This window comes from Streptomyces aurantiacus, from assembly GCF_027107535.1.
Taxonomy (GTDB): domain Bacteria; phylum Actinomycetota; class Actinomycetes; order Streptomycetales; family Streptomycetaceae; genus Streptomyces.
The window spans coordinates 4,394,280-4,419,552 of record NZ_CP114283.1; the positions used below are offsets into that span (position 1 = coordinate 4,394,280).

Sequence of the window (25,273 nt, forward strand, 5' to 3'; positions counted from 1 at the left end):
CAGCGGGGAAACGGTTGGGCAGTTCGATCCGGAGCACGCCTCTCGGCACCGCGAAATCAGGACACCGGAGTCCGGTGGCGGTCCCCACCCCGGATGAACACGCGACCGTGCCGTTCAACTCGCATGCAAGGAGTGGCGGGTTGTCGGCCGACAGCACGCCCCGTCCGCGCGCCGAACAGGAGAGAACCCCTTGCGCGCTCCACGAGTTCCCGATCGGTCCGACGGGGACCGGCTGATGAGGCCGCACGGGGACGCCATGGGTGAGCACCGTGCGGAAGAGGCTCCTCCCGCACCGGTCGACAAGCTTCTCGCTGCTTCGGTCGCCAGACGCTTCTACCTCGAGAACCAGTCGAAGGTCGACATCGCCAAGGAGTTCGGCATCAGCCGCTTCAAGGTGGCCCGCCTCCTCGACGCCGCCGTGGCCCACGACATCGTGCGCATCGACATCACCGTCCCGGCGGAGATCGACGTTCCGCTCGGACGAGCCCTGGCCGAACGCTTCGGACTCAGGTACTGCGTCGTGGTCAACCTGACCCGGAGCGAGGGCGGTCCAGTGGCCCCGGCGGACCAGCGCCAGGTCGGCCGCTGGCTCGGAGCGGCGGCCGCGCAGTTGATCTCGGAGATCACGGAGGAGGGCGACGTCCTCGGACTGGACGGCAGCCGTCCGGTGGAGGCGCTCAGCGAGGCGGTGGGGAGGCTGCCTTCCTGCCAGGTGGTCCAGTTGACGGGAGTGCACGGGCCGGACCTCGCCAACGACACCGCGGTCGCCGCTGTCCGCCGTACCGCGGCGGCCGGTGGAGGCCGGGCCTTCCCCCTCCACACGCCCTTCATCCTGCCGGACGCGCCGACGGCCGCCCTCTTCAGAAGCCATCCGGCCACCGCCGAGACGCTGAACCAGTTCGGCCGCGTGACGAAGGCCGTCGTCGGCATCGAGGCGTGGGACGCCACGCCCGCGAGGGTGTACGAAGCCCTGTCGGAGCAGGAGCGTGACGGATACCGGGCGTTGGGTGCGTGCGCGGAAGTGGCGGGTCACCTCTTCGACGCGGCCGGCCGGGTGCTTCCCACCGGACTCGACGCTCGCATCATCTCCCTGAGCGCCGACCAGCTCCGTGACGTTCCGGCGCTGATCGGTCTCGCGGGCGGCATGCGGAGTGCCGAGGCGCTGCTCGCCGTCCTGAAGTCCGGACTTCTCACCGGTGTCGTCATGGACTCGACGACCGCCCGTCGGCTCCTCTGGTCCGACGGACCGGACGACACCCCGCGGACGCAGACCGCGTACGTGGCGGAAACGGTGACCTGAGACGCCGTGCGCCACGCCTCCGTTCTTCGTCCCGGCCGCTTCCGAGCCGCCGCCCCGAACCACCGAATGAGGACAGCGATGACCCAGCAGAGCACCGAGAAGGCCGGTGCGGACGGGGAGCTCCTGTCCGTTCCGGATGAGATCCGGGAGGCGGGCCGACGGGCGCCGGACCACTGGCTGGGAGTGGTGGACCCGATGTGGTCCGGGGAGGGGGAGCCCCCTGAGTGGGTCATGGTCGGCCGGTGGCGGTCGGGGCTCGACGGTGAGATCGAGGAGTGGCAGGACAACCCGGACTACCGGCCGTCGCCGGGCGCGCTCGGCTGGCCCGCGCCGGCGGACGAGGTGGACAGGGCCGTTCAGCTCGCCGTGACCGGCTACGGTCCGGGCGAGGCGGTGACGGAGGCGCTCCTCGGTCGTGAGGTGGCCGTTCTGACCAGTCCCGAGGGCGGCCCGCTGTGCGCCGTCACCCCGGACGGCACCCCGGCCGTCCCGCTGTTCACCTCGCCGGTCTTCCTGCACACCGCCGGGCGTCTGGCCTTCGAGCTGACCAGAGTTGCCGACCTCGTGCCGCGGATCCCCGACGGTCACGCGCTCTATATCAACCCTTCCGGGCCGGTCAGCATGACGCTGGAACTCGACGCCGTGCGCGATGCCATGCGTGACGCGGTCCGGGACGGCCTGCCGGGGCGCCCCGTTCCCACCGTCAGCGGCGACACCGCCCCGGCCGTCCCCGTCGCGTCCGGTGACTGGACGGCCGACGCCGCGACGGGCACGACCGAGGACAACCGTCGGGCACGGAGGACGGACACGTGAGCCGTTGGTCATCCGCCCTCCCCGGCCGGCGGGGCGGGCGTGGTACGCGGCGCGGCACGCGCGGACCGGGCGTCGACCCCAGCGGTACCGGGCCCCAGGGCGTTGGAGGTGGCCTGCCAGTCGAGGAGATCGACGGAGTTCTGCTGGTGCGCTCGGTCGACGACGACTCCTTCCCCTTGGCGACCCTCGAGGAAGTGGCCCATGCCCTCGGCGTCGACGAAGGCATCGTCACCGTGATGGTCGGCTCCGCCGATGTCGGCGGAGCACCGGACGGCGACCTCTGGGCCCGGCTGGGTGCTCTGCTGGACTCCCTGCGCGCGAAGGGCACGCGCCGGGTACGACTCGTCATGTCCGGCGCGGGGGACGATCAGCCGGGCCGGCCCTGTGTGGCCCGCAGGATCGCCGACGCCTGGCAGCTGGAGGTCATCGCTCCGGACGGAGCCGTACTGATCACCCCCGGGGGCGCGCTGTTCGTCCACGGGGCCCCGCAGGCACGCGGATGGTGGCGCTTCAAGCCCGGCGAGGCGCCTCGGAAACTGGGCCCGCGTGCCCCGGAACCCGCCTGGCAGGAGGCGCTGGGCCGTGTGCCCTCGCGTACGACGGGCGGTTGTGTGGTGGACCAGATACCGGCGGGCGTGCTGATGCGTCCGGCCGAGGCCCCCGGGCCGCGCCTCGACGACCTGTGCTTCGCGGTGCCGGTCGACTCCGAACGTCCCACTGTGCTGGTCGGCGCCCCGCAGGCGGAGGACGTCGCCGCCGAGGAGGTGGCCGCCGTGCTGGCGGCGCTGCCCGTGGCGCAGAGGTCCCGTGTCCGGCTCGCGCCGGGGGGCCGCCGTGACCTGCTGTGGCTCGGCCAGTCGGTGTCCGACCTGCTGGGCAGCGAGGTGGAGGTCCTCACGGGTCTGCCTCTGCTCGACGACCACGCGCCGCCCGGAGCGGTTCCCCGGCCGACGCTGGTGGGCACGGACGGGAAACCGGGCTGGCGGCCGTTCGTGTCGTCCGTGGCCTGCCGGCCCGCCGACACGGAGGGAAGGGTGTTCGCCCCGCGGCTGGTGGAGAGCCATCCGCCCGCCTGGATCCCCGGCGGCAGCGCACCTGGGACCGTACGGCTGACGGACCGCTGGCAGGCCGCGGTGACCCGGTCCGGACTCGCGCTGTGGGAACGGGACGGCCCACGACCGCCGTTGGCGGGGACGGCCGTTGACCCGGACGCCTGCGTCATCGAACTGGGTGCGCCGGGACAGCCGTTGGACGACTCGCTGCTGCCCGCGCTGGCCAGGCTCTTGGTCGGCCTCGAAACCGAGGCCGGGGCAAGGGCGACCTTGTTGGTGCGCGGTCGGCTCACCATGGGAGAGGGCGAACTGCGTCGGCTGGCCGCCGAACACGGTGTCGTGGCCATCCGCTATGTCACCGCCAGAAGAGCCTCGCGCCCGCCCACGGCCCGTGGGCCCGTGCCGGCGACCGCCATCACGGCGCCCCCGGGCCGGACGACGGGCACTCAGCTGCCACGCAGTGCACCTGCTCTCGCCGGGCCGGTGGTACCTCGTCGGGAGGGGGAGTCCGGTGGGCAGAACGCGGCCGCCGGACCGGCCGCCGTGACGGGGGCGGACGAGCGTGTCCCACGCCCCGCGGTGCCGCCCGTACCGGTTTCCTCCCGGGCACCGGCGACGGACGCCTCGGAGGCGGTATCGGTCCCCGCCGGGAGCATCGGTGCGGCGTCGATGGACCTCTCCGCCACTGCCACTGCAACTGCCACCGGTGCCGTAACTGTCGTCGGCCCCGGCTCCGGCTCCGGCACGGGTACTGGCACTGGTGCGGTCGCGGGAGAGCCGGCGTACGTGTCCGGTGGTGCGGGGCACGGGCGAGTCGGGGCCGGAGCCGGTGGTGCGGGAGGCGGCGGGGAAGCCGACCCTGGACCGGCCGCCGGTGCCCTCACGCGTACGTCGTCGGAGGGCGGGTCCGGCAGCGCCGGAGGCCGCGGATCGGACGGCCCCGGCCCGGGCGGAGAGCCCGAGATTGAGCCCGAGCCCGAGCCCGAGCCCGAGCCCGAGCCCGAGCCCGAGCCCGAGCCCGAGCCCGAGCCCGAGCCCGAGCCCGAGACCGGGCCCAAGGTCGAGACCGAGAGCACCGGCAGCGCGGGCGCAAGGGCTCCGGAGCACGGGCCCAGTACTTCGGAAGCTGATCCAGAAGCCGGTCCAGAAGGTGGTGCGGAAGCCGGTGCGGAAGGCAGCCCGGCCGGTGCGCGGCCTGCGCGTGCCGAGGGTGACGAGTCCGCGAAGCCAGGTTCAGAACCGCCCGCCCCGGCGCCCGCGATGTCGCCGCCACCTCCCGCGGCGACGGCCCTGCCCCTTCCGTTCGTCCCGGGCCATGTCAGCGGTGCCGCCGAACGGGCGGCGTTCCGTGACTTCGCCGGGGCGGAGTGGGAACGGCATGCCGCCGCCGTCTCCCGAGTGCTCACCCGGATGCCCGCGCTGCGCGGCCGTGAACTGGAGGCGGCGAGAACCGATCTCATCGCCGCGCACGCCTATCTCACCACCGAGAAGGGGCCGTTGCACCACAGCGAGCTGATCAGGGACATGCGCACGGGCGAGGAGCGCCTCCTGCCCTACGCCGGATGTCTGGCCTCCGCTCTGCGAAGGCTGCCCTCCTACCGGGGTATGGCCCTGCGAAGCGGCGACGCCGACGATCCCGAGCCCGGGGTGGGCACCCTGCTCCAGGAGCCCGGGCCCCTCAGTGCCGTGGCCGGCGCGTCGGCGCTGCCCTCCGCCGGCTCCGTGCGCTACGCGATCTGGTCCGTCACCGGGCGCAAGGTGCGTCAACTTGTCGAGCGGCCTGCCGGATCCCCGTACGACGAGATCGTCTTTGTGCCGGGCACCGGTTTCCGGGTGCTGGGAGTGCGGACCGTAACGAGCGGTCGCCCCGTGGTCCTCCTGCGGGAGATCCCGGGGAACGCGATCGTCTACATGGACGGGCCGGAGGAACTGAGCGGCCTGGATCTCAAGGCGCTCGCGCAGCTCGAAGAGGCGCTCGACAAAGGGTTCGCGACCGGCGAGGGCCAGAGCTGGCCCGAGCGCTGCACCGGGCCCGTGGGGCAGCGCGAGTAGCCGTGAGCGCGCTCGAAGGCCGCCCACGAACAGCTCAGGGACGTCGCCGCCGATCCCGTACGAACCAGACCACGTACAGAGCCCAAGGAGAATGATGACAAGTCGACAGAACCCGCCCGCTCCCGACGGAGCGTCGGGGCCCTCAAGGGGGGCCTCGGCTGCCGGGGGCTCGGATCCGTCGGCCGACGCGGGCGGGTCGTCCGTCCGCAGGGCGGTCGCGCTGGGGTCCGTAGGAGCGGACCCGGGCGCGATGCTGGCACCGGCCACGCCGTCGCCCACCAACGGGGCGCGGGGTGAGGGGGAGGGGACGGGACGGTCGCGCCCCGACACCTCGACGGGTGGAACCGCCTCCGCGCCCTCGCGGCCGGGCACCACGAGCGGCGCGGCAGAGGAGGAGGCGGGGTCGGCTGCGGCGGCCTCCCGGGCGCGGACCTCGGAACCGGAGGCCGGAGCGACGAGCGGGCGGACCCGGACGGTGTCGGCCGCGGCTGCCGCCGTCCCGGAGGGTGAGGCCGCCGCCTCGGCGGGCGAGGCTTCCGGCGCCGGCGACGCGCGCGGTGGGGACGAACCGCCCTCCGGGCACCCGAAGAAGCCGCTGCTCGCGGCGGCGGGCATCGCGGGCGCGGTCCTCCTCGTCGTGCCGCTGCTGATCTGGGCCACGGACGACTCCGAGAAGAAGGACAAGGTGGCCGCGGCGGGGTCAGACACTGTCCTCGGGGACGATTCACTGGCCGTTCCGAAGGGTGACTACGCCCCGGCGGAACCCACACCGGAGCCGACGAGCCCGAAGCCCTCCGCGAAAGTGAAGGCCAAGGCCAAGCAGCCGAGTCCGGTTCCGACCCCCGAGCCGCCGCCCAAGCAGCAGCAGAAGAAAAAGTCGGACAGTGGTGCCGGGCAGGTGAAGCAGGAGGCTCCCAAGGCCCCGCCGAACACCGCGGCGCTCGCCGTCCAGCGGCTGGCCACGGCGAGCCCGGGCCGGCACATCTGCTACCGGGCCTACATGACAGGTACCGGCTGGCAGGCTCCGGTGTGCGACGGCGCCACGGCAGGCCTGGAGGGGCAGGGCCGCGCCATCAAGGCCCTCAATATCGCCGTGTCCGACACCAATGGTGTGGACGCCAGCCCCTTCTTCCAGGGAGCCGGATGGACGGTGCCCTGGAAGGGCGTAGGCAACGGCTCCGACCTCGTCATCGGAAACGCGAAGCAGTCGGCACCGAACATGGGCGGCTTCGCCATCAACGTCGGCAAGGATCGCGGCAACATCTGTCAGAACACCCAGGTCAGCGGCTCAGGATGGCTGGGGTTGGGCTGCGACAACCCCCAGACCGCCAACAACTACATCTTCGGCGGGGACGTGACCAAGGAGCGCGCGCTCGAAGCCGTGAAGTTCACCGTGTGACGCTGTCATCCGGCCGATGCCGACCGGCAGCGAGAAGCCGACAGTGAGAAAGCGCCCGCCGGAGAGCGACTCTCCGGCGGGTGCTCTCCGTCTTCAGAGGGTGGCTTGGTGCCGCACGGGACGGTTCCCGGTGGGCAGATCCTCGGGGAGCAGGGTGGTGAGGTCGGCGAGGCTGGGCGAGGCAAGCCCGCCCAGCCGACGTGCCTGACTGGTCATCATGGTCTCCAGCAACTGGCGGGCGAGCCGGGCGTTGCCGAAGGAACGGTCCCGGGGGATCGCGTCCACATGCGTGCGCAGGGCCGCGAGGGTGTCGGCGCCGCACTCGTAACCGGACGTGACGGCGTGCCGGGAGACGATGGTGACCAGTTCCTCCGTGCTGTAGTCCTCGAACCCGACGTGTTTGGAGAACCGGGATGACAGGCCGGGGTTGGATGCCAGGAAGCGTTCCATCTCCTCGGTGTACCCGGCGACGATGACCACGACGTCGTCGCGATGGTCCTCCATGAGCTTGAGGAGGGTGTCGACGGCCTCGCGTCCGAAGTCGTTGGAGGATCCCTCGGGGGTGAGGGTGTAGGCCTCGTCGATGAACAGCACGCCCCCCAGCGCACTGGTGAAGACCTCCTTTGTGCGTTGTGCGGTGTGCCCGATGTACTGGCCCACCAGGTCGGCCCGGGCCACCTCCACCAGCGTGGCGCGGGGCAGTACCCCCAGCGAGTGCAGGAGTTGGGCGTACAGACGGGCCACGGTGGTCTTGCCGGTGCCGGGTGGTCCCGTGAAGACCAGATGGTTGCTGATCCTGGGGGAGGGCAGCCCCGCCGAGATCCGCTGCCGCGCGTTGGACAGCAGACTCACCAGATCTGCGACCTCCCGTTTGACGGCCCCGAGTCCCACCATGGCCTCGAGCTCGGCCATCGGGTCGGCCGCGTCGCCCGCGTCGCGCGGTGTTCCGCCGACGGTCTCCGCCTCGGCGTCCCCGACGTCCTGCGGCAGCAGCAGCGTCAGATCGTTCTCGCCCGGGTCCGGCATCGACGCGAGCCGGAACGCCTGCCGGTCCACCATGTCCTCGAACACCGCGCGGGCGGCCCGGCCGTTGCCGAAGGACGCGTCGCGTGTCATCTGTTCGAAGCGTACGGCCAGTGCTTCCCGGGTCAGCGGCCCGAGCTCGAACTGGTGCTGCAGACACATGCTCTCGGTGATGGTCACCAACTCGTCCACCGCGTAGTTGTCGAACGCGATGGTGCGGGTGAACCGGGAGGCGAGGCCCGGGTTGGCGGACAGGAACGACTCCATCTGCTCGGAGTATCCGGCCGCCACCACGACCACGTCGTCGCGGTGGTCCTCCATGAGCTTGAGGAGGGTGTCGACGGCCTCGCGTCCGAAGTCGTTGGAGGCGCCTCCCTCGGGGGTGAGGGTGTAGGCCTCGTCGATGAACAGCACGCCTCCCAGCGCGCTGTTGAAGGCTTCGGTGGTCTTGATGGCCGTGCCGCCGATGATCTGGGCGACCAGGTCGGCGCGGGCGACCTCGACCAGATGGCCGCTGCGCAGTACGCCCAGGTCCGCGAGGATGCTGCCGTACAGCCGGGCCACGGTGGTCTTTCCGGTGCCGGGTGGTCCGGCGAAGATGAGATGCCGGCTCATCGAGGGGACCGGCATGCCGAGCCGGCGGCGGCGTTCCGCGAGCTGGTTGAGGTTGACGAGCGTGCTCACCTGGTGCTTGACGTTGTCCAGGCCGATGAGTGCCTCCAACTTGGCCAGCGGGCCCTCCGGTTCAGTGCCCTTCGCGGACTCGTCCGCGGCTCCGTGTCCGTCCGCCGCCTCGGCGTTCTCCCCCCAGCTGTCGGCGAGGCCGTTGTCCGCGCTGGTCAGCAATTCGACCGAGAGCCGGTCGCCGGAGCGGCTCTGCCGCAGTCCCGCTCCGCGGTTGTCGCGTACCACGCACCGTGTGACGTGGACCGGCTCGGCGCTGTCGACTCGTATGCCGTCGCCCGTACTGTCGGTGACCTCGCAGGCGGTGAGCGAGGCCCGGCCGCCACGGGACACCTGGATCCCGTGGGCCTTCGAGCCGCTGACCCTGACCCGGTCCAGTGCGACCTCCGCGCCGTCGTGCACGCTCACACCGGCGTCGGCGCTGTCGCTGATCTCGCAGTCCCGCAAAGTCCCTCGTCCGCGCTCCCCGATGACGACACCTGAGCGAGCGGTGGAACGCATGACGGTGTCACTGACTTCCGGGTCGGAGTCGTCGTCGATGCTCAGTGCGCAGCCGCCCGCCGACTCGATCTCGCAGTGTTCCAGGCGGCCGCGCCCGTCGTCGGTGATCGCGATGCCGTGGCTGCCGGCTCCGGTGACCCTGGCGCGACGCAGCAGGGGGTTGGCGGAGGAGCGTACGGAGATGCCGACCCCAGCGGCGTCCCGTACGTCGAGGCGGTCGAACTCGGCCGTGGAGTCGTCGGTCAGCAGCACCGCTCCGGAGGTGTCGGCGCAGTCGCTCACCACCGTGTCGCGCAGCATCGGCGCACTGCCCTCGACGACTCTGATGGCGGCTTCCGTCGAGGTGTGGAACTCGCAGCCCTCCAGGGTTCCGCGGGAGCGGTCGAGGACGAGCAGGCCGCTGTTCTTGGTGCGCCGGGTGACGCAGCGGCTCAGAAACGGGTCGGCGCCGCCGGAGATGATGATGGCGCTCTGGGCGATGGACTCGAACGTGGTCTCCTCGACCTCGGGGCGGGAGACGCTGGTCACGAGCAGGCCCACCGAGGTGTGGTGGACGGTGGACCGCAGGACGCGGGTCGAGCTGTGGCCCTCCAGGGCGATGGCGGGCTTGTCGGTGCCGGAGATGTCGCAGCCGTCGACCGTGCCGCGGGCCTCACCGCTCGCGAGGATGCCGTTGGCGCGCGCGCCGCGTATCCGGCAGTCGCGGACGAGGGGTCTCGCGGTTTCGCCGAGGACCACCGCGGAGGTGCCGAAGTTCTCGAACACGCAGTCCTCGATGACGCTTTCGGTCTCCGAGGAGTCGACGAACCCGGCGCCGCCGGGGTTGCTGATCCGACAGTTGCGGGCGGCCAGTGAGCCCTTGCCGCGGACCAGTAGGGCCGTCCAGCCCGCGCCGGTCACGGAGCACCCGTCGAGTGCGGCCTGTCCGGTCGGTACGTCCACGACCGCCATCTCCTTGTCGCGTCCGCGCAGGGTGAGCCCGCTGAGCATCACGGCGTCGGCCATGAGGCTGACGGCGCTGCCGGCGCGGGGGCAGATCTCGACGGCTCCCGGTTCGCCCTCGGCGACGATCGTCACCCGGTTCCTGATGTCGAGATTCTCGGGGTAGCGCCCGGGGCGTACGCGGATCACCGCTCCGGTGCGTGCCTGGGCCAGCGCCTCACCGATCGTCTGGAAGCTGTCCGACCGTTCCGGGCAGACCGTGAGTATTTGCCGTGCCACGCGCCTCGAACCTCCTTGTGTGGACCCGTCTTTGGCTCTGCCGCGGCCTGTAGGCGTTGGCTGCGCCCTGCGCGTGCGTTCGAGCATGTCATGTGCATATCATGCGTCTTATGCGAAATGCCATGAAACGCAGGTATGCGAGCCTTGTGCCGGGCGTTGCCGTCGTCCTGCTGGTGACGTGCGGGCCCGCCTTCGCCGCCTACGGCGGGTCGTCGGCCGCGCCCGACGCCGACGACCCGGGCACGACGCTGCTGCCTCCGCTGCCCGTCCGTCTCGGCGAGGACAGCGCGTGCACCGGGGCCTCGGACCGGACGGCCACCGGGGCGGCGTGGTCGCAGACGGCCCTCGGACTGCCGCGCGCCCAGCGGATCTCCCGGGGGGACGGCGTGACCGTCGCGGTGGTCGACACCGGAGTCGCCTCTGCAGTCCGCAGCCTGGCCGGGCGGGTGACCGCCGTCGACGGGGCGGGCGAGGACTGCGTGGGGCACGGCACCTTCGCGGCGGGTCTCATCGCCGCCGCCCCGGAAAAGGGCAGCGGCATCACGGGCATCGCCCCTGAGGCCGAGATCATCGCCCTGCGCGGAACCGACGACCGCGGCGTGCCCACTGCGGAACGCGTCGCGCTCGGCATACGCACAGCGGCCGACCGGGGCGCACGGGTCGTCTACGTCGGCCACGCCCTGCGCACCGGGAAGACGGAGCTCACCGCGGCCGCCGCCTATGCCGCTGAGCGTGACGCGCTCGTCGTCGCCCCCGCCGCACCGGACGCCGTGCCCCGCGAGGAGCTCGGGCCCGGCGGTGAGATGCCGCTGGGGCCGTACTGGCCGGCCGCCGCGCCGGGCGTGCTGTCCGTCGTGGACTTCGGGCCCGGCGGCGTACGTCAGCAGAAGGCTCCGCCCGCCCATGAGCCCGACCTGTCGGCGCCCGGCAGCTCCATGGTCAGCGTCGGCCCGCGGGGCCCCGGCCACTACATCGGCTCCGGAGCCTCGCTGGCCGCCGCCGGCACAGCGGGGGCCGCCGCGCTCGTACGGGCCTACGAGCCCGAGTTGTCCGCAGCGGAGGTGTCCCGGCAACTGCTCGACACCGCCTATCCGTCGGACACGCCCCGGCTCGACCCCTACGCCGCCCTGTCCGTGATCCGGGACCAGGACGAGCGGGTGGCGGCCGCGAAGCCCGTCCCGGCGGACTTTCCGGAGCCCGCCGATCCCGGTCCCCGGAACCGGGCCCTGGCGATCGCCGCCGGTGGGCTGGCGGTCGTCCTGCTGGTGGGCGCAATGGCCGTGGTGATTCCCCGCGGCCGCGCCCGGAACTGGCTCCCGCCGGGCCGCGGGGCGGACGACGCGTCCGCCCCGTCCGCCGGGCAGGGGTAGGCAACGGCGGGTGGTCCTGTGCGGGTCGCCTGTGGCCGGTCGCGCAGTTCCCCGCGCCCCTGACGGGCCGCGGTCCGTCCTACAGCGGCCGATGGTGCCGTGCCGGTTGAGTGCGGCCGCGCGCGCCTCCGGCGGGGCGCCGTGCGCCCTGCGGGGGCGCGGGGAACAGCGCGACCAGCCCCCACCCACCCACGGCGAATCACGGCCCCTCAGCACTCCTTCAACGGCGAGGCCGGACATCAGCCCTCCTCCAGCCGCGCGAGCTGAACCTGCAGGGTCTTGCGGCGAGCGATCCGCACCGCCCGGCCGGGAATCAGCTCCCGCCCCTTCACACTGCCGAAGAGATACCCCTCGCTCGGCGGGCAGGACATCAGCAGGCCGGGCGTGTTGACCTCCTGGAGCCTGCGCAGCAGCGCCTCGTTGAGGCCGCGCCCGGCACCGGCGGACGAGCGAGCCACGATCAGATGCAGACCCACCTCGTGGCCGAGCGCGAGATGGTCGAGCAGCGGAGCGAACGGCTGCGCCATGGCGCTGCTGCCGACCATGTCGTAGTCGTCGACCAGGATGAAGAGCCGCGGCCCCTGCCACCAGTCGCACAGCCGCATCCGCGACGGGGCGATGTCCTCTCCCGGGACCCGCTGCCTGACCGCCCTGGCCGCCCCGTCCACGAGATCCTTGAGCATGTCCAGGGACACGGCGTGACCGAGCCGGTACGGCTCGGGAACGCTCTCCACCAGCTCACGCCGGTAGTCCACCGTCATGATGCGGGCCTCTGCAGGGGTGTACCGCTCGGTGATGCCCTTGGCGATCAGTCGCAGCAGGTTCGTCTTGCCGCACTCGGTGTCTCCCACCACGATCATGTGGGGGTTCTCGGAGAAGTCGTGCCACACCGGGGCGAGTTCGTTCTCGTCCAGACCGATCGCGATCCGCAGACCGAGGTCGCCCTCCGGCTCGGGCAGTTCACCGACGGGCAGGTTCGTCGGCAGCATCCGTACCCGGGGCGCGGCCGGGCCCGTCCAGTTCTCACTGATCGCGGCGACGAGACCGGCGACACCGTCAGCGAGGTCGTCGGTGTCCTCGACCCCGTCCACGCGCGGCAGCGCCGACAGATAGTGCAGCTTGTCGGAGGTCAGTCCCCGCCCCGGGCTGCGGGGGATCGACGCCGCCTTGCGGGAGTCGATCTGGGAGTCCATCGGGTCACCCATCCGCAGTTCCAGTCGGGTGCCGGTCTGGTCGCGCACGGAGGACGACAGTTCCACCCACCGAGCCGTGGTGATCAACAAGTGGACGCCGTAGTTGAGTCCGCGGGCAGCCAGCGCGTTGAAGGTGGGAATGTGCCGGTCGAAGTCCTGCCGCACGGTGGACCAGCCGTCGATGACCAGGAAGACGTCGCCGTGCGGTTCGTCGGGAAACTCACCCGCGGCACGCCGCTTGCGGTACGTGGGCATGGAGTCGATGCCATGCTCGAGGAAGAACCGCTCCCGCTTGCTGAGCAGCGTGCTGACCTCGGCGATCACCCGGCCCACCCGTTCCGTGTCCACGCGGGCCGCGACCCCGCTCACATGGGGCAGCCCGTCGAGCGCGGCCAGTGTGCCGCCACCGAAGTCCAGGCAGTAGAACTGCACCTCGCGTGGTGTGTGGGTGAGGGCGAGCGCGGTGATGAGGGTCCGCAGCAGAGTGCTCTTTCCGCTCTGCGGGCCGCCCGCGATGGCCACATGGCCGCCGGCCGCCGACAGGTCCACCGTCAACAGATCACGGAGCTGGTCGAAGGGCCGGTCGACGATGCCCACAGGGACGGTGAGTTTGCCCCGCAGCGGCCAGTCGGCCGTGGTGAGGCCGTACCGCGGATCGGGCGCGAGCGGAGGCAGGATTTGATCCAGGGTCGCCGGCATGCTCAGCGGCGGCAGCCACACCTGGTGGGCGGGCGGACCCGAGTCGCGCAGCCGGTCGAGCGCCACGGACAGCAGCGTCTCGCCGTTCTCCTCGTCGGCGCCCTCCGCCTCCGGCTCCTCCTCGCCGCCCTCGCCCGTGAGGTCCGGGTCCGCCGGCGCACGCGGCACCACCCACTCCGCCGTCCACGGCACCACCTGGCGTGCCACCTGCGCTCGGACGACGGCGCGGCGCCGCTGGTACGGGCCCGACACGTACGCGGCACGGAACCGGGTCAGCGCGTCGACCCCGCTCTTGAGGAAGCCGGCGCCCGGCTGCGCGGGCAGCTCGTAGGCGTCCGGCACGCCCAGCACACCGCGGCTCTCCATCGCGGAGAACGTCCGCAGGCCGATCCGGTACGAGAGATGACTCTCCAGCTGGTGCATACGGCCCTCGTCGAGCCGCTGCGAGGCGAGCAGCAGATGCACCCCGAGCGAGCGGCCGAGCCGCCCGATCATGACGAACAGCTCCATGAAGTCCCGGTGCGCGGACAGGAGTTCACTGAACTCGTCGACCACGACGAACAGGCTGGGCAGCGGCTGCAACGGCACGCCGGACTGCCGCGCCTTCTCGTACTCCAGGGCGGAGGTGTAGTTCCCCGCGGCCCGGAGCAGCTCCTGACGGCGTATCAACTCGCCGTGCAGCGCGTCCTGCATGCGCGCGACCAGCGCCACCTCGTCGGCGAGGTTGGTGATGACAGCGGATGTGTGCGGCAGCTCGTCGAGGCCGAGGAAGGTGGCGCCGCCCTTGAAGTCGACAAGGATGAAGTTGAGCGTCTCGGAGGAGTTGGTGAGGGCGAGGGAGAGGACGAGCGTGCGCAGCAGCTCGCTCTTGCCGGATCCGGTGGCGCCGATGAGCATGCCGTGCGGTCCCGTGCCGCCCTGCGCGGACTCCTTGATGTCCAGTTCCACGGGCCTGCCCTCGCCGCTGACCGCGATGGGCACCCGAAGCCGTGCACTGCCGGTGTACCGCTGCCAGAGCGTGGCCGGCTCGTGCCGGTGCAGATCGGGAATGTTCAGAAGCGTGGTGAGCTCGACGTCGTTGGCCAACGGCTTGGAGTCGTCGCCGCCCATGGTCATCCGGTAGGGCGCCAGCAGCCGGGCGAGTGCCAGCGCTCCCACCGGCCCGAACCGGTCGGGCCTGCCGAGGGCCGTCGACTGCTCCTTGCGGTCGCGGTCGGTCCGCACCAACGCGACACTGTCCTCGTCCACCTCCAGCCGCAGAGTGGTGCGCCCCGGCTTCCAGGCGAGCGACCCCGTGAGGTCGAGCACGACGACGTTGCGAAAGCCGTGCCCGTCGAAACGGTGACCCGCGGGCACGGTGCAGCCGTCGATCACGACGACCGTGTACGGCTCCTCCCGCCCTGGCACGGCGTCGGGGTCGGCGCCCGGGCGTTCCTGGAACTCGGCGCCGAGCAGGTTCTCCAGCTCACTGAAGGCCGAGGTGATCATCCGGGCCGGTCCCGCGCCGTCCTCCTCGTGCCGGTGGAGGTTGTGCGGGAGCCACTTCGCCCACTCCCACTCCGCCCGCCGCTCGTCCGACACGCACAGGGCGATCCACAGGTCGTCGGGGGAGTGGAAGACAGCCAACTGGCCGAGCAGAGCGCGGACCAGACCCCGTGTCCGCTCCTCGTCGCCGCGGAACAGCACTTTCGACCAGGCCCGCAGATAGATCGCGATGGGCTGGTCGCGCACGGTCGAGTAGGCCTTGGTGAAGCTGCGCAGCGCGTGCGCGGACAGCGGTTCGAGGTCCTCGACGGGCTTGGTCGACAGCGGGGTCAGCTTCATCGCCAGACGCTGGTCGCCGATGCCGATGCGGACCTCCGCGAAGTCCTCGTCGGAGGGCCTGCGCTCCCACAGCCGGGTGCTGCGCACGAAGGAGGACAGCGCGTCGGGCTCGGGATGGCGCCAGGCGAGGGCGAGTTGCTGATCAACGACGGAGGCCCGCACCTTGCGCCGTGTCTGCCGCAGATAGCGCAGATAGTCGCGGCGTTCGCCCTTCAGCCGCTGTTTGCGCTCGCTGTTGCGGCGCATGACCTGCCCGAGCATCATCCCCGCGGACGCGATCACCATCACACCGAGCGCGATATAGATGAACCCGCCGCTGGACCTGCTCATTCCCGGCCGCATGAACATCAGCATCATTGAGACGGACATCAGCGCCATCGGCAAGTATGTCCATACCGCGGAACTGTCCGGCACGACTTCCGGAAGGGTCGGCGGTTCCTGAAGGCTCAGGTCTCCCGACGGCAATTCCGGTCCCTTGCGGCGTGCCGGCCTGCGGAACAGGATCACGCTCAACGAATGGCCTCCTCAGTGGTATCGGAAAAACTCCGTGGCAACGGCACGGGGCTGTCCGGTTGACGCTTCCGTGGGATTCGCCTAGAAGGCGACGAAGCGAAAGCGAGATGTCTCACGGGGGGAATGAATCGAAGTCCCGCAGTGGCTGCAGGGTTTGCGCAGGGATGTCGTGGAACGCTGAATTCTCAGTGGTGTTGCGAAAGTGCCGGGCTTACCGTCAAACTCGTCGGCGCGAGCCGCGCTCGACTTCCCGTCACGTTCAGCGAACCGGCCGGCGTGCCGTTTCCACCTTCCAGCCACCGTGAGTTCCGTGGCCTGCAAGAAAGTGTGAATCCGAAGCCCATGACTGAAATTCAGGTGGCAAGCCTGTGCCGCGTCACCGTACGTGCCCCGGCCAGGACCGTCGACCTGGCCGTGCCCTCCGACGTCCCCGTTGCCGATCTGCTGCCCACAGTGATCAGTTACGGAGGCGATGACCTGGAGGAATCCGGCCTGGAACACGGTGGTTGGGTGCTCCAACGCCTCGGCGGCCCGCCGCTCGATCCCGAGAGTACCTTGGACTCCCTCGGTCTGCGGGACGGTGAGGACCTTTATCTGCGACCCCGCGCCGAGGCGCTGCCCGAGGTCCACCTCGACGACCTGGTCGACGGTATTTCCACCACCATGCAGCAGCGGCCGCACGGTTGGAACGCGGAGGCCGGCCGACGCCTGCTGCGGGGCCTGGCCGCGGCCACACTCACGCTGGGCCTCGTACTGCTGGCCATGCCCGGATCGGCCGGTTGGCTACGGGCGTTGGCGGCGGCTGCCGTCGGGTTGCTCCTGCTCGCCGGGGCGGGCTCGGCCGCCCGCGCCGTCGGCGACTCCGGGGCGGGTTCGGTGCTCGGCCTCATGGCGGCTCCGTACTTCGCGCTGGCGGGCTGGCTGTTGCCCGGCGGGGAACTGGGCGGTGCCGAGGGCGAAGCCGTCCTGGGCGCACGGCTGTTGGCCGCCTCGGCAGCCGGTGGCGGAGGAGCGGTGCTCGCGTTGGCGGCGGTGGGCGTCTACCCCGCGCTGTTCATGGGTGCGGCCTCGGTCGCCGTGGCGGGGGCGCTCGGCGCCACCCTGATCACCCTGGACCTGACGCCGGAACAGGCGGCCAGCGTCGTCGCCGTCGTGGTGGTGCTGTTCGGCGGCTTCGTCCCCTCCCTGTCGTTCAGGCTCTCCGGCATGCGGATGCCGCCGCTGCCCACCAACGTCCAGCAGTTGCAGCAGGGCATCGACCCGTACTCGTCCTCGGATGTCGAAGCCCGCGCCATGCTGGCCGACGGCTGGATGACCGCCTTCTACGGAGCCATCGGCCTGGTCTGCCTGCCGTGCCTGGCGGCGCTCGTGGCCGAGCCGGGCCTCGCCGAGATCCTCACCGTCGTGGCCCTGTCGCTCCTTCTGCTCCTCCACAGCAGGGGACTGGGCAACGTCCTGCAGCGCCTGGCACTGACCACCGCCGGAGCATGGGGCGCGGCCCTGCTCCTGTTCGTGACCGCACGCTCCCTGGACCCCGTGGACCGACTGACCCTGACAGCCGGTCTGATGGGCCTGACAGCCGTGATCACGATCGCCTCCTGGACCGTGCCGGGGCGGCGGCTCGTGCCCTACTGGGGCCGCGCGGCCGAGCTGCTCCACTCGCTCGCCGCCATCAGCATGCTGCCACTGATGCTCTGGTCCATGGGTGTCTACGGCCTGCTCCGCGGCATCAACGGCTGATCCGGGAGGACGGCGACCATGCACAGCAAACGGGACCAAGTACAGGCGCATCTCTTCGTCATGGGAAGGCTGGCCTCGGCCATGCTGCGCGCCGAGCCCGACGATCCTGAGAGCCCACTGGGCCGGACCAACCGCGGCGCCGCGATAGGGGTGATCATCGCGGTGCTGGTGTGCGCCGGAGCCTTCGTCTTCGGGCTCATCAAGCCCGGCGGCAACGACTCGTGGCGTTCGGGGGAGAACCTGATCGTCGACAAGCAGACGGGCGCGCGCTACCTGTATCTGGACGGAAGGCTGCGCCCGGTGCGCAACTACGCGTCGGCCCAGCTGATAGCCGGCGGCGGACTGGGCGTCACGACGGTGGGCACCTCCTCGCTCGCGGGCACCCCGCACGGCGCGCCCATCGGCATCCCGGACGGCCCCGAAGCGCTGCCGGGCACCGGTGACCTGGACAGCAAGCCTTGGCTGGTGTGTTCCGGCCTCCGTCAGCGGACGACCGGGGTCGTCACGACGACCACGACGCTCGCTCTCGGCACGGACGAACCCCAGGACGTGCCGGGCGGAAGGGAGTTGGGACAGGCGGACGGGCTGGTCGTGGCCGGTCCCGGTGACACCGCGTATCTGTTGTGGCAGGGCAGCCGGCTGCGCCTGGACAAGCGGGCGAACGCGGCCGAAGCGCTGGGATACGGCAGCATCACACCGCGCCCCGCCTCGGCGGCGTTCCTCGACGCCTTCCCCCTGGGACCGGATCTGTCTCCTTCCGACGTGCCGGGCAGGGGAGCGGACGGGCCTTCTCTGGGCGGCCGGAGCACGCGGATCGGCCAGCTCTTCCGCGTTGACGTGCCGGGTTCCGACGCCCGGTACCACCTCCTCACGCGTGAGGGCCTCGTACCGCTCACGGCCACCGGTGCGGCCCTTCTGTTGGGGGATCCGGAGACCCGTGCGAAGGCCTACGGGGGAGCCGCCGCGACGGTGGCGACGCTCGGGGCCGACTCGCTGACGGAGCATCTGGCTCCGCGGGCCGCGGCATCCCGGGTGAACCCGGCGCAGCTGCCCGAGAAGCCACCGAAGGCGGTCGAGGTGCCTGCCGAGTCGGTCGCGTGCGCCGACGTGGACTCCGCGGAGGGCCGCGTCAGCGTGGGCGCGTCGGTACTGCCGGAGAGCGCGCTGCCCCAGGCCGTGCAGCCGCCGGCTCCCGACGTCGTACCGGGCTGTCTGAGGGTCGACGTCATCGCTGTACGAGCCGGAAAGGGCGCCCTGGTCAGGGCGTTGAGCGCGAGCGGCAGCGCACTGGGCGACACCACGTACCTCGTGACGGACGAGGGTGTGAAGTACCGGCTGCTGTCCGAGGAAGGCCTCAAGGCGCTGGGGTACGAGGGCGTCGAGGAACGGACCATGCCTGCGCCGATGCTCGCCATGTTGCCGAGCGGTCCGGACCTCACACCGGAGGCGGCCTCTTCGGGGGAGGCGCGGGTGACACTTCGGTGCCCGAAGGAATAGCGGGAGGGAACAAGTCGCAATGTGGCGGCGGTTCCTCCGGCAGGGAAACTTTTGGATTCTCCGCGGTCACCGGATGTTCAGGTCGGCTCTCCGGCGGTGCTGTGAGAGGGGGTTAATGCCCGGTCTGCCCGGTCGGGATCATCTCGCCGCTCAGGTGAGCGGCATGAATTCCGAAGTAATGCTCATTCGAGCGTTCAGGGCCGGGAGTTCGAGTTGCCACGGCCAAGTGAGGGCAATTGCCAAACAACTTGGGCCGTGCATAGCATCTGGCCACCCCATGTCCCGGCGCACCGGCGTGTGACCGCAGGGCCAACCTGTCTGCCCACAGGTGGTGTGGGGCCCACTGGTCGGTGTATTTCGCCGAAAGGGAGTTCTCTTATGGCCATGCAGCAGTCCGAAGAGCAGGCGACACGCAATGGGATCATGGCGCTGGAGCAGGCATTCACCGGAGTTCAGCGGTGTCAGCAGGATGTCCAGGGCACCGCGACCAATCTCTCCTCCAATTACGGAGGCGCGGACGGTGGGAAGTTCAAGTCACTGCTGGAGCAGTGGGACGGACACGTCGACACCATCCTGATCAACCTGGACCGGATGGTCGACGAACTCAACGGCACGCTCCAGGAACACGGCCTGGTGCAGGGCTCCTCCAGCGAGTCGATCGATACGGAGTATTCGCGTTCCACAGCCGTCTTCGACGAGCTCAACGGGCTCAACACCGGTCCGAACGGCGCCGGCGGCACCAACCCCACCGCCTGACAGTCCGGCGCTCCGTCAGCGCCTGCGCGTCAGAACGGCATGGCACTCAAGGAATCACCGCTCAGCGGCCACGGTCACGCCCACTGACCGTCACCGCACACACCACGTACTCGCGGTTCTCGCGGCGAATCGAGGATTCTGATGGACTTTTCGGACGGCTATATCTATGTCGACTACAACCACGCCGAGGGTGCGGCCGATGACATGGTCACCCAGTCGCAATCCATCATGAGCATTATTGCGAACCTGGAGATGGAGCTCAGCGAGCTCAGGAACAGCTGGATCGGTGACGACCGGGACGTCTACAGCGACGTGCAGGCGAAGTGGGACACCGCCGTCGGGAAGATCAAGGAACTTCTCGCCATGCATTCCAATCTGCTCACCGAAATCTCCGCCAACTACCGGTACACCGAGCAGAACCTCTCGCAGCGGTGGGGAGACATCAGGATCGGCAGTCGCTGACCGCGCGAGACGGCCGTCTCCCGCCTTCCCTCGTGCACGACGGCATGGGGAAGGCCGGGCGGGAACGGCGACAGTACGACCGGGCGCCGTCGGCCTCAGCTGTTCCGGGCGACGCCGCCCCGGTCCGCGACAGTTGAGGCCGACGGCGCCCGACGCATGACCGCACAACTCAGATCTCCATTTCTTCCAGAAGGCGGGGAACGACGTGGCCAAAGTCACGGTCCTTGACAGCGAGTTCCTGAAGACGTTCATCAACGAGCAGATCACGGCGTTCCAGCAGACCCTGGAAGCGATCGCCAAGAACGACGTGACCAACGGGCCCGCCATCAGTTCCATCGCCTCGAACAAGAAGACCACCACTACGATCGACAGCGCGAGGCCGCTCATTCTCGGCGGAATGGCCGGCGAAAAGTCCGCGGTCGGCGGGGACGCGTTGAACTCGGTCATCCAGAAAGCCGCGGCAGAGCTCGACGGCATCATCGACGAACAGACGGTTCTCTTCGAAGACCTCGAAGCGGCGCTGTGGGAAACGATCGAGAAGCTGAACAAGAACCAGGGACAGAGCCTGGAGAAAATCGTCGCCGACGAGTTCATGGAAATCTTCGAGGACGTCGACTCCAGCCTCGCCCCCGAAGAGGAGGAGTCGGACGAGGATTAGGCCCCAGGCGGGACCGAGCACCCTCTTTTCTCCTACGACATCGCGGAGCACGGTGATGGCCGACCCCAAAGACAACAACGATGACAACTGGAAAGCCGCGCTCGAGATGCTCACCGGCTACGTCATGACGACGCCGCGGGACAAGTTGTTCGAGAATCTGAAGGGGAACGACGGCATCCCGATGATGCACGTCCGGCTGGACACCGTGGGCCAGTACTACAGCTCGGGATTCGTCGGCTCGGGCGGCTGGCACACGAAGAACACCGACTACACCATTCCGTATTACCACAGCGAGGACGGATCGGCGGGCAGCACGCTGACCCAGATCCGGGCGCACATCACCTTCCTGATGACGAGCACGGCCGCTCCGCCGAGCGGGGACGACATCATCCCCGGGTACTCGAAGACGAGCGACAAGCTGAAGGACAAGGGAGGCTGGAACAAGGAGGGGGACAAACTCGACTGGGACACCAACCATCTGGTCCAGTACCTCTATGGTTACAAGGCGGCCCTGGATCAGTTGCTCACGTGGCCTTACAGCACGCATGGTTTCTCGAACCGCGGCGTGTCCGTCGCCGATGGTGCCTACGTCGATCTGGCCTCCTTCACGAACGCGGCCAAGGCATTCGACCGGGTGGTCAAGTTCTTCGAGGACAGCGCCCTCACCGTCGGCAAATGGGACACCGAGAACATCGGTGAGGGAAGTGATGCCTGGGACGGCACGTCGGCGGCCATCTTCAAGCGGCTCATCCACAAACTGGCACGGAACTACGAGGGATACGCCGACCAGATCAACGGCGACGGCCAGGCAGGAGCGGACGTAACCCTCGACGGTACGACGGTGACCTCCGCTCCCGCGCGCGCTCTGGCCCAGGCCCAGAACGTGCTCCACACCCAGGCGCAGTACCTGGCGCAGGCGTACAACGCGTGGCGGCCCGAGAGTAATCCGCAGCGTTGGCTCTACGACATGCTGCAGAACGCAAGACTGGGCCTGTTCGACACGATGTTCGACAAGTCGGACATTGAAATCTCCTATTTTTCAGAATCCAGCGCTTTGACGCTCGTCGCGCTGCCCGGCTTCTCCGGTGACATTCATATCGACGGCAAGTCCTACGGGGACCCCGGTCTCATGACGACGTGGAAGGCGATCGGCGAAGAAGCCGTGCGTCGGTGGGAGGAGTCCGCCCAGAAATTCCTCGGCGCGGCGGCTGCCGATGCCATTGTTGCTATCTCTGATGCGTTCGCTCTGGCACAGAACGCTTTTGACACCAGCATCACCGACAAGGACAAGCGGGGACTCGCGGAGATAGCCGCGGCGGAGGAGGCAGACAAGGAGAAGAAGGACGCCGCGAAAGCCGCGGCGGAGGCCAAGGCTCTGGCCGAGAAGGAGAAGGCGGAGGCCAAGGCGGAACGGGAGAAGGAGAAGCAGGAGGCGAGGAAGGAGAAGGACGAGGCCAAGGCTCTGGCCGAGAAGGAGAAGGCGGAGGCCAAGGCAGAGCGGGAGAAGGAGAAGGAAGAGGCGAGGAAGGAGAAGGACGAGGCCAAGGCTCTGGCCGAGAAGGAGAAGGCGGAGGCCAAGGCAGAGCGGGAGAAGGAGAAGGAAGAGGCGAGGAAGGAGAAGGACGAGGCGAAGGCCGAGCAGGAGCAGGAAAAGACAGAAGCCAAGGCGGAGCAGGAGAAGCAGAAGCAGGAGGCCGAGAAGGAGAAGGCCGAAGCGAAGGCCGAACAGGAGAAGGAGAAGCAGGAGGCACAGCAGGAGAAGGAAGCGGCCAAGGCCGAGCAGGAGCAGGAGAAGGCCGCCGCGAAGCAGGAACAGGAAGCCGCCAAGGCGGACGCCGAGAAGGAGAAGGAGGAGGCCAAGGCACAGAACGAGCAGGACCGGGCCGAAGCCAAGCAGGCCCAGGAAGAAGCTAAGCAGCAGGCAGCACAGCAGCAGGCGTTCGCCGTCGCCCAGGCGGACCAGCAACGGGCCGACGCCAAGAAGGAGAAGGACGCCGCCAAGGCGGAGCAGGCCGAGGAGAAGGCGGCGGCGAAGCAGGAGCAGGAGGCGGCCAAGGCCGAGGCCGAGCAGGAGAAGGAAGCGGCGAAGGCGGAGCAGGCCGAGGAGAAGGCGGCGGCGAAGCAGGAGCAGGAGGCGGCCAAGGCCGAGGCCGAGCAGGAGAAGGAAGCGGCGAAGGCGGAGCAGGCCGAGGAGAAGGCGGCGGCGAAGCAGGAGCAGGAGGCGGCCAAGGCCGAGGCCGAGCAGGAGAAGGAAGCGGCGAAGGCGGAGCAGGCCGAGGAGAAGGCGGCGGCGAAGCAGGAGCAGGAAGCCGCCAAGGCGGACGCCGAGCAGGAGAAGGAAGCGGCGAAGGCGGAGCAGGCCGAGGAGAAGGCGGCGGCGAAGCAGGAGCAGGAAGCCGCCAAGGCCGAGGCCCAGCGGGAGAAGGAGGCAGCCCAGGCGGCAGCCACCGAGGAGAAGGAAGCCGCGAAGTCGGAGCAGACCGACGCGAAGGCCGAGGCGGAGCGCCAGCAGGAGCAGGCCCGGCAAGAGGCCGTAACGGAGAAGCAGCAGGCGCGGCTCGAGGCGGAGCAGGCCAAGGCCGACGCGCAGGCCGACTACGACCAGCAGAAGTCCGAGGCCCGGCAGGAGCGCGCGGACGCGGAGCAGCAGGCCGACCGCCAGGAGACACAGGCGCGACAGGAGTACGAGCAGCAGAAGGCCGAGGCCCGGGAAGACCGGGAGCAGGCCCAGCAGCAGGCGGAACAGGAACGCGCGGAAGCACGGCGGGAGTACGACCGCGAGGTGGCGGGCGGCACCGACGAGCAGACGGCCCGCGAGGAGTACGACCGCCGGATCGCCGACATCGACGCCGCCGAACGGGACGCAATCCAGCAGGCCGACAGGGCCGAGGCGGAGGCCAAGGACGCCTACAACGAGGAGAAGGCCGCCGCCCAGCAGGACCGCGAACAGGCGCGTACGGACGCGGAGCAGGCGCGGAAGGATGCCAAGTCCGAGTACGACCAGCGCATGGGGGACATCCAGGCCGAGTACGACCGGATCGGAGCCGGCGAGAAGGACATCGACGAGCTGATCCGCCAGCGCGTCGCCGATCTGCCGCAGCCGCCCGATCTCTCGTCGTTCGGGCAGCCGGGCGTCGGGGGCTCCGCCGGTTCCGCGGGCTCGGCGTATTCCTCCGTGTTCAGCGACAACCTCTACAACCAGGACGATCTGTCGTCCGCGCTGGGCCGCCCGCAGGGCAGCGGTGCCCTGACCGGCGCCTCCGACGGTACGACTGGGGGCGGTTCGGGGGCGCCGATGATGCCGATGATGCGGGGCGCCGGCGAGTCGGGATCGGGATCGTCCGGCGAACGGGTCCGCAACGTCATCGAGCCCGGTGTCGGCCGCTCCGGCCGGGCGGCCGGTACCGCGACGACCGTCGAGGACGAGGAACACCGCGTCGTCCCGAGGTCCACGCAGACCAGCAGCAGCAACACGCCCTTCATGCCGCCGATGGGAGGCATGCCCGGGGCGGGCGGGTCCGGACAGCAGACGGAGAGCAACGACCGCGAGCGGACCACCTGGCTGGCGGAGGACGAGGACGTCTGGGGCACCGACGAGGGCGGCGCACCGCAAGCCCTCGGGCGATGACCAATTCTCCAGTGAGTTCGGCAGGTTCAGTGAGGAGACCGAATTGAGTGAGTCGATCGACGACCGTGTCGCCAAGGCGATGGCCCACCTCAAGGCGACCGAAGAAGCGGTGGCTCAGGCACAGGTCGAGCTGAACGCGGCGTCGGTGACCGCGCGCTCGGCGGACAGATCGGTGCGGGTGGCGGTCGGTGCCAAGGGGGAACTGACGAGCCTGGAGTTCCTCGACGGCAAGTACCGCTCCATGGCGGCCTCGCAGCTCGCCGCCTCGGTACTGGAAGCGGCGAACGCGGCCCGTGCCGAGATGGCCCGCCGGGTCGTCGCCACGCTCGACCCGCTCACCAGGATGACTTCCCGCGGTCTGGCCCCGGAGCGGATGGGGGTCGACTGGAGCTCGATCTTCGGTTCGCTGCTCGCCGAGACCTCGGTGGAGAAGGGGCCGACGCCGATGAGCCGGCTCCGTGACGAGATCCACGAGGACGAAGAGGAACCCGGCGCCCCCACCGCCCGCGGCACGGAGAACAAGCGACAGAAAGGTGAGTAGCGATGCCCAGTAGGTACTCGGCGAACGTCTACAACATCCGGGCCAGTTCCAAGCACATCGACGACGCCGCGAGAGGCTCCGAGGAACTGGGGCCCCGGTTCGAGGACAACTGGCAGATGACCTCGGGCTGGTGGGGTGAGGAGGGGGGTGACGACTTCGCCGACGCCGTTGGTCCTCAGTGCCGCGCCGAGAAGCAGGGGGTGACAGATACGGTCGCCGCCATCACCGGCGGCTTTCTGGCCCTGGTGGACGTGGTCAACCAGGAGGCCGACCACGTCCAGCGTCCGCAGATCCAGGCAATGGACGACATAGAGGGCCAGGGCGCGGAGAGCGAGGACCGGCGCTAG

15 protein-coding genes are annotated in these 25,273 nt (G+C 70.0%); 13 read left to right on the top strand and 2 right to left on the bottom strand.

Translation table 11 applies throughout. The features are described from left to right. Positions 1 to 256 precede the first annotated feature (256 nt). From O1Q96_RS21345 to O1Q96_RS21360, 4 genes are all read left to right on the top strand, one after another. Positions 257 to 1,300 carry a sugar-binding transcriptional regulator gene (locus tag O1Q96_RS21345; RefSeq protein ID WP_269249730.1) on the top strand — a complete coding sequence of 348 codons (1,044 nt, stop codon included), beginning with the start codon at positions 257 to 259 and terminating at the stop codon, positions 1,298 to 1,300. Positions 1,301 to 1,378: 78 nt separating this feature from the next. After that, positions 1,379 to 2,113, top strand: coding sequence for a type VII secretion system-associated protein (locus tag O1Q96_RS21350; protein ID WP_269249731.1), 735 nt, complete (start codon positions 1,379 to 1,381; stop codon positions 2,111 to 2,113). Continuing rightward, positions 2,110 to 5,217 (top strand): hypothetical protein, encoded by a 3,108-nt coding sequence (locus O1Q96_RS21355; RefSeq protein WP_269249732.1) that lies wholly within the window; start codon positions 2,110 to 2,112, stop codon positions 5,215 to 5,217. The genes O1Q96_RS21350 and O1Q96_RS21355 overlap by 4 nt, the downstream gene beginning before the upstream one ends. A 250-nt stretch (positions 5,218 to 5,467) precedes the next feature. Continuing rightward, complete coding sequence (locus O1Q96_RS21360; protein ID WP_269249733.1) at positions 5,468 to 6,616, top strand: hypothetical protein; 1,149 nt, start codon at positions 5,468 to 5,470, stop codon at positions 6,614 to 6,616. Positions 6,617 to 6,709: 93 nt separating this feature from the next. Here the strand turns inward: O1Q96_RS21360 and O1Q96_RS21365 are convergent, their stop codons facing one another. Then, entirely contained in the window at positions 6,710 to 10,045 is a 3,336-nt protein-coding gene (locus tag O1Q96_RS21365) for a right-handed parallel beta-helix repeat-containing protein (protein ID WP_269249734.1), read from the bottom strand. Between the two features lie 122 nt (positions 10,046 to 10,167). Between O1Q96_RS21365 and O1Q96_RS21370 the strand changes: the two genes are divergently transcribed. Then, positions 10,168 to 11,415 carry a S8 family serine peptidase gene (locus O1Q96_RS21370; RefSeq protein ID WP_269249735.1) on the top strand — a complete coding sequence of 416 codons (1,248 nt, stop codon included), beginning with the start codon at positions 10,168 to 10,170 and terminating at the stop codon, positions 11,413 to 11,415. A 239-nt stretch (positions 11,416 to 11,654) separates the two neighbouring features. Here O1Q96_RS21370 and eccCa read toward each other — a convergent pair whose 3' ends face one another. Then, positions 11,655 to 15,638 (bottom strand): type VII secretion protein EccCa, encoded by a 3,984-nt coding sequence (gene eccCa, locus O1Q96_RS21375; protein WP_269253676.1) that lies wholly within the window; start codon positions 15,636 to 15,638, stop codon positions 11,655 to 11,657. A 348-nt stretch (positions 15,639 to 15,986) separates the two neighbouring features. Here eccCa and eccD point away from each other — a divergent pair, with 348 nt between their 5' ends. The 8 genes from eccD (at position 15,987) to O1Q96_RS21415 (ending at position 25,273) form a co-directional block, all read left to right on the top strand. Further along, positions 15,987 to 17,384 (top strand): type VII secretion integral membrane protein EccD, encoded by a 1,398-nt coding sequence (gene eccD / locus O1Q96_RS21380; RefSeq protein ID WP_269249736.1) that lies wholly within the window; start codon positions 15,987 to 15,989, stop codon positions 17,382 to 17,384. 18 nt (positions 17,385 to 17,402) lie between these two features. Further along, a complete protein-coding gene (gene eccB, locus O1Q96_RS21385; protein WP_269249737.1) occupies positions 17,403 to 18,881 on the top strand; it encodes a type VII secretion protein EccB in 1,479 nt (492 codons plus the stop codon). Positions 18,882 to 19,265: 384 nt separating this feature from the next. Further along, entirely contained in the window at positions 19,266 to 19,637 is a 372-nt protein-coding gene (locus tag O1Q96_RS21390) for a hypothetical protein (protein ID WP_331276054.1), read from the top strand. Between the two features lie 141 nt (positions 19,638 to 19,778). Next, positions 19,779 to 20,099 (top strand): WXG100 family type VII secretion target, encoded by a 321-nt coding sequence (locus tag O1Q96_RS21395; RefSeq protein WP_269249739.1) that lies wholly within the window; start codon positions 19,779 to 19,781, stop codon positions 20,097 to 20,099. A gap of 205 nt (positions 20,100 to 20,304) precedes the next feature. Continuing rightward, positions 20,305 to 20,757 carry a type VII secretion system-associated protein gene (locus tag O1Q96_RS21400; protein ID WP_269249740.1) on the top strand — a complete coding sequence of 151 codons (453 nt, stop codon included), beginning with the start codon at positions 20,305 to 20,307 and terminating at the stop codon, positions 20,755 to 20,757. Between the two features lie 55 nt (positions 20,758 to 20,812). Further along, positions 20,813 to 24,385, top strand: coding sequence for an AAWKG family protein (locus tag O1Q96_RS21405; RefSeq protein ID WP_269249741.1), 3,573 nt, complete (start codon positions 20,813 to 20,815; stop codon positions 24,383 to 24,385). 43 nt (positions 24,386 to 24,428) lie between these two features. Beyond that, complete coding sequence (locus tag O1Q96_RS21410; protein WP_269249742.1) at positions 24,429 to 24,926, top strand: YbaB/EbfC family nucleoid-associated protein; 498 nt, start codon at positions 24,429 to 24,431, stop codon at positions 24,924 to 24,926. A gap of 2 nt (positions 24,927 to 24,928) precedes the next feature. Then, complete coding sequence (locus O1Q96_RS21415; protein ID WP_269249743.1) at positions 24,929 to 25,273, top strand: hypothetical protein; 345 nt, start codon at positions 24,929 to 24,931, stop codon at positions 25,271 to 25,273.

Excerpts from the sequence above, each read along its gene's own strand:
- O1Q96_RS21345 (WP_269249730.1), top strand. The coding sequence starts at position 257 with ATGGGTGAGCACCGTGCGGAAGAGGCTCCTCCCGCACCGGTCGACAAG.
- O1Q96_RS21350 (WP_269249731.1), top strand. The coding sequence starts at position 1,379 with ATGACCCAGCAGAGCACCGAGAAGGCCGGTGCGGACGGGGAGCTCCTG.
- O1Q96_RS21360 (WP_269249733.1), top strand. The coding sequence starts at position 5,468 with ATGCTGGCACCGGCCACGCCGTCGCCCACCAACGGGGCGCGGGGTGAG.
- O1Q96_RS21370 (WP_269249735.1), top strand. The coding sequence starts at position 10,168 with ATGAAACGCAGGTATGCGAGCCTTGTGCCGGGCGTTGCCGTCGTCCTG.
- eccD (WP_269249736.1), top strand. The coding sequence starts at position 15,987 with ATGACTGAAATTCAGGTGGCAAGCCTGTGCCGCGTCACCGTACGTGCC.
- eccB (WP_269249737.1), top strand. The coding sequence starts at position 17,403 with ATGCACAGCAAACGGGACCAAGTACAGGCGCATCTCTTCGTCATGGGA.
- O1Q96_RS21390 (WP_331276054.1), top strand. The coding sequence starts at position 19,266 with ATGCAGCAGTCCGAAGAGCAGGCGACACGCAATGGGATCATGGCGCTG.
- O1Q96_RS21395 (WP_269249739.1), top strand. The coding sequence starts at position 19,779 with ATGGACTTTTCGGACGGCTATATCTATGTCGACTACAACCACGCCGAG.
- O1Q96_RS21405 (WP_269249741.1), top strand. The coding sequence starts at position 20,813 with ATGGCCGACCCCAAAGACAACAACGATGACAACTGGAAAGCCGCGCTC.
- O1Q96_RS21415 (WP_269249743.1), top strand. The coding sequence starts at position 24,929 with ATGCCCAGTAGGTACTCGGCGAACGTCTACAACATCCGGGCCAGTTCC.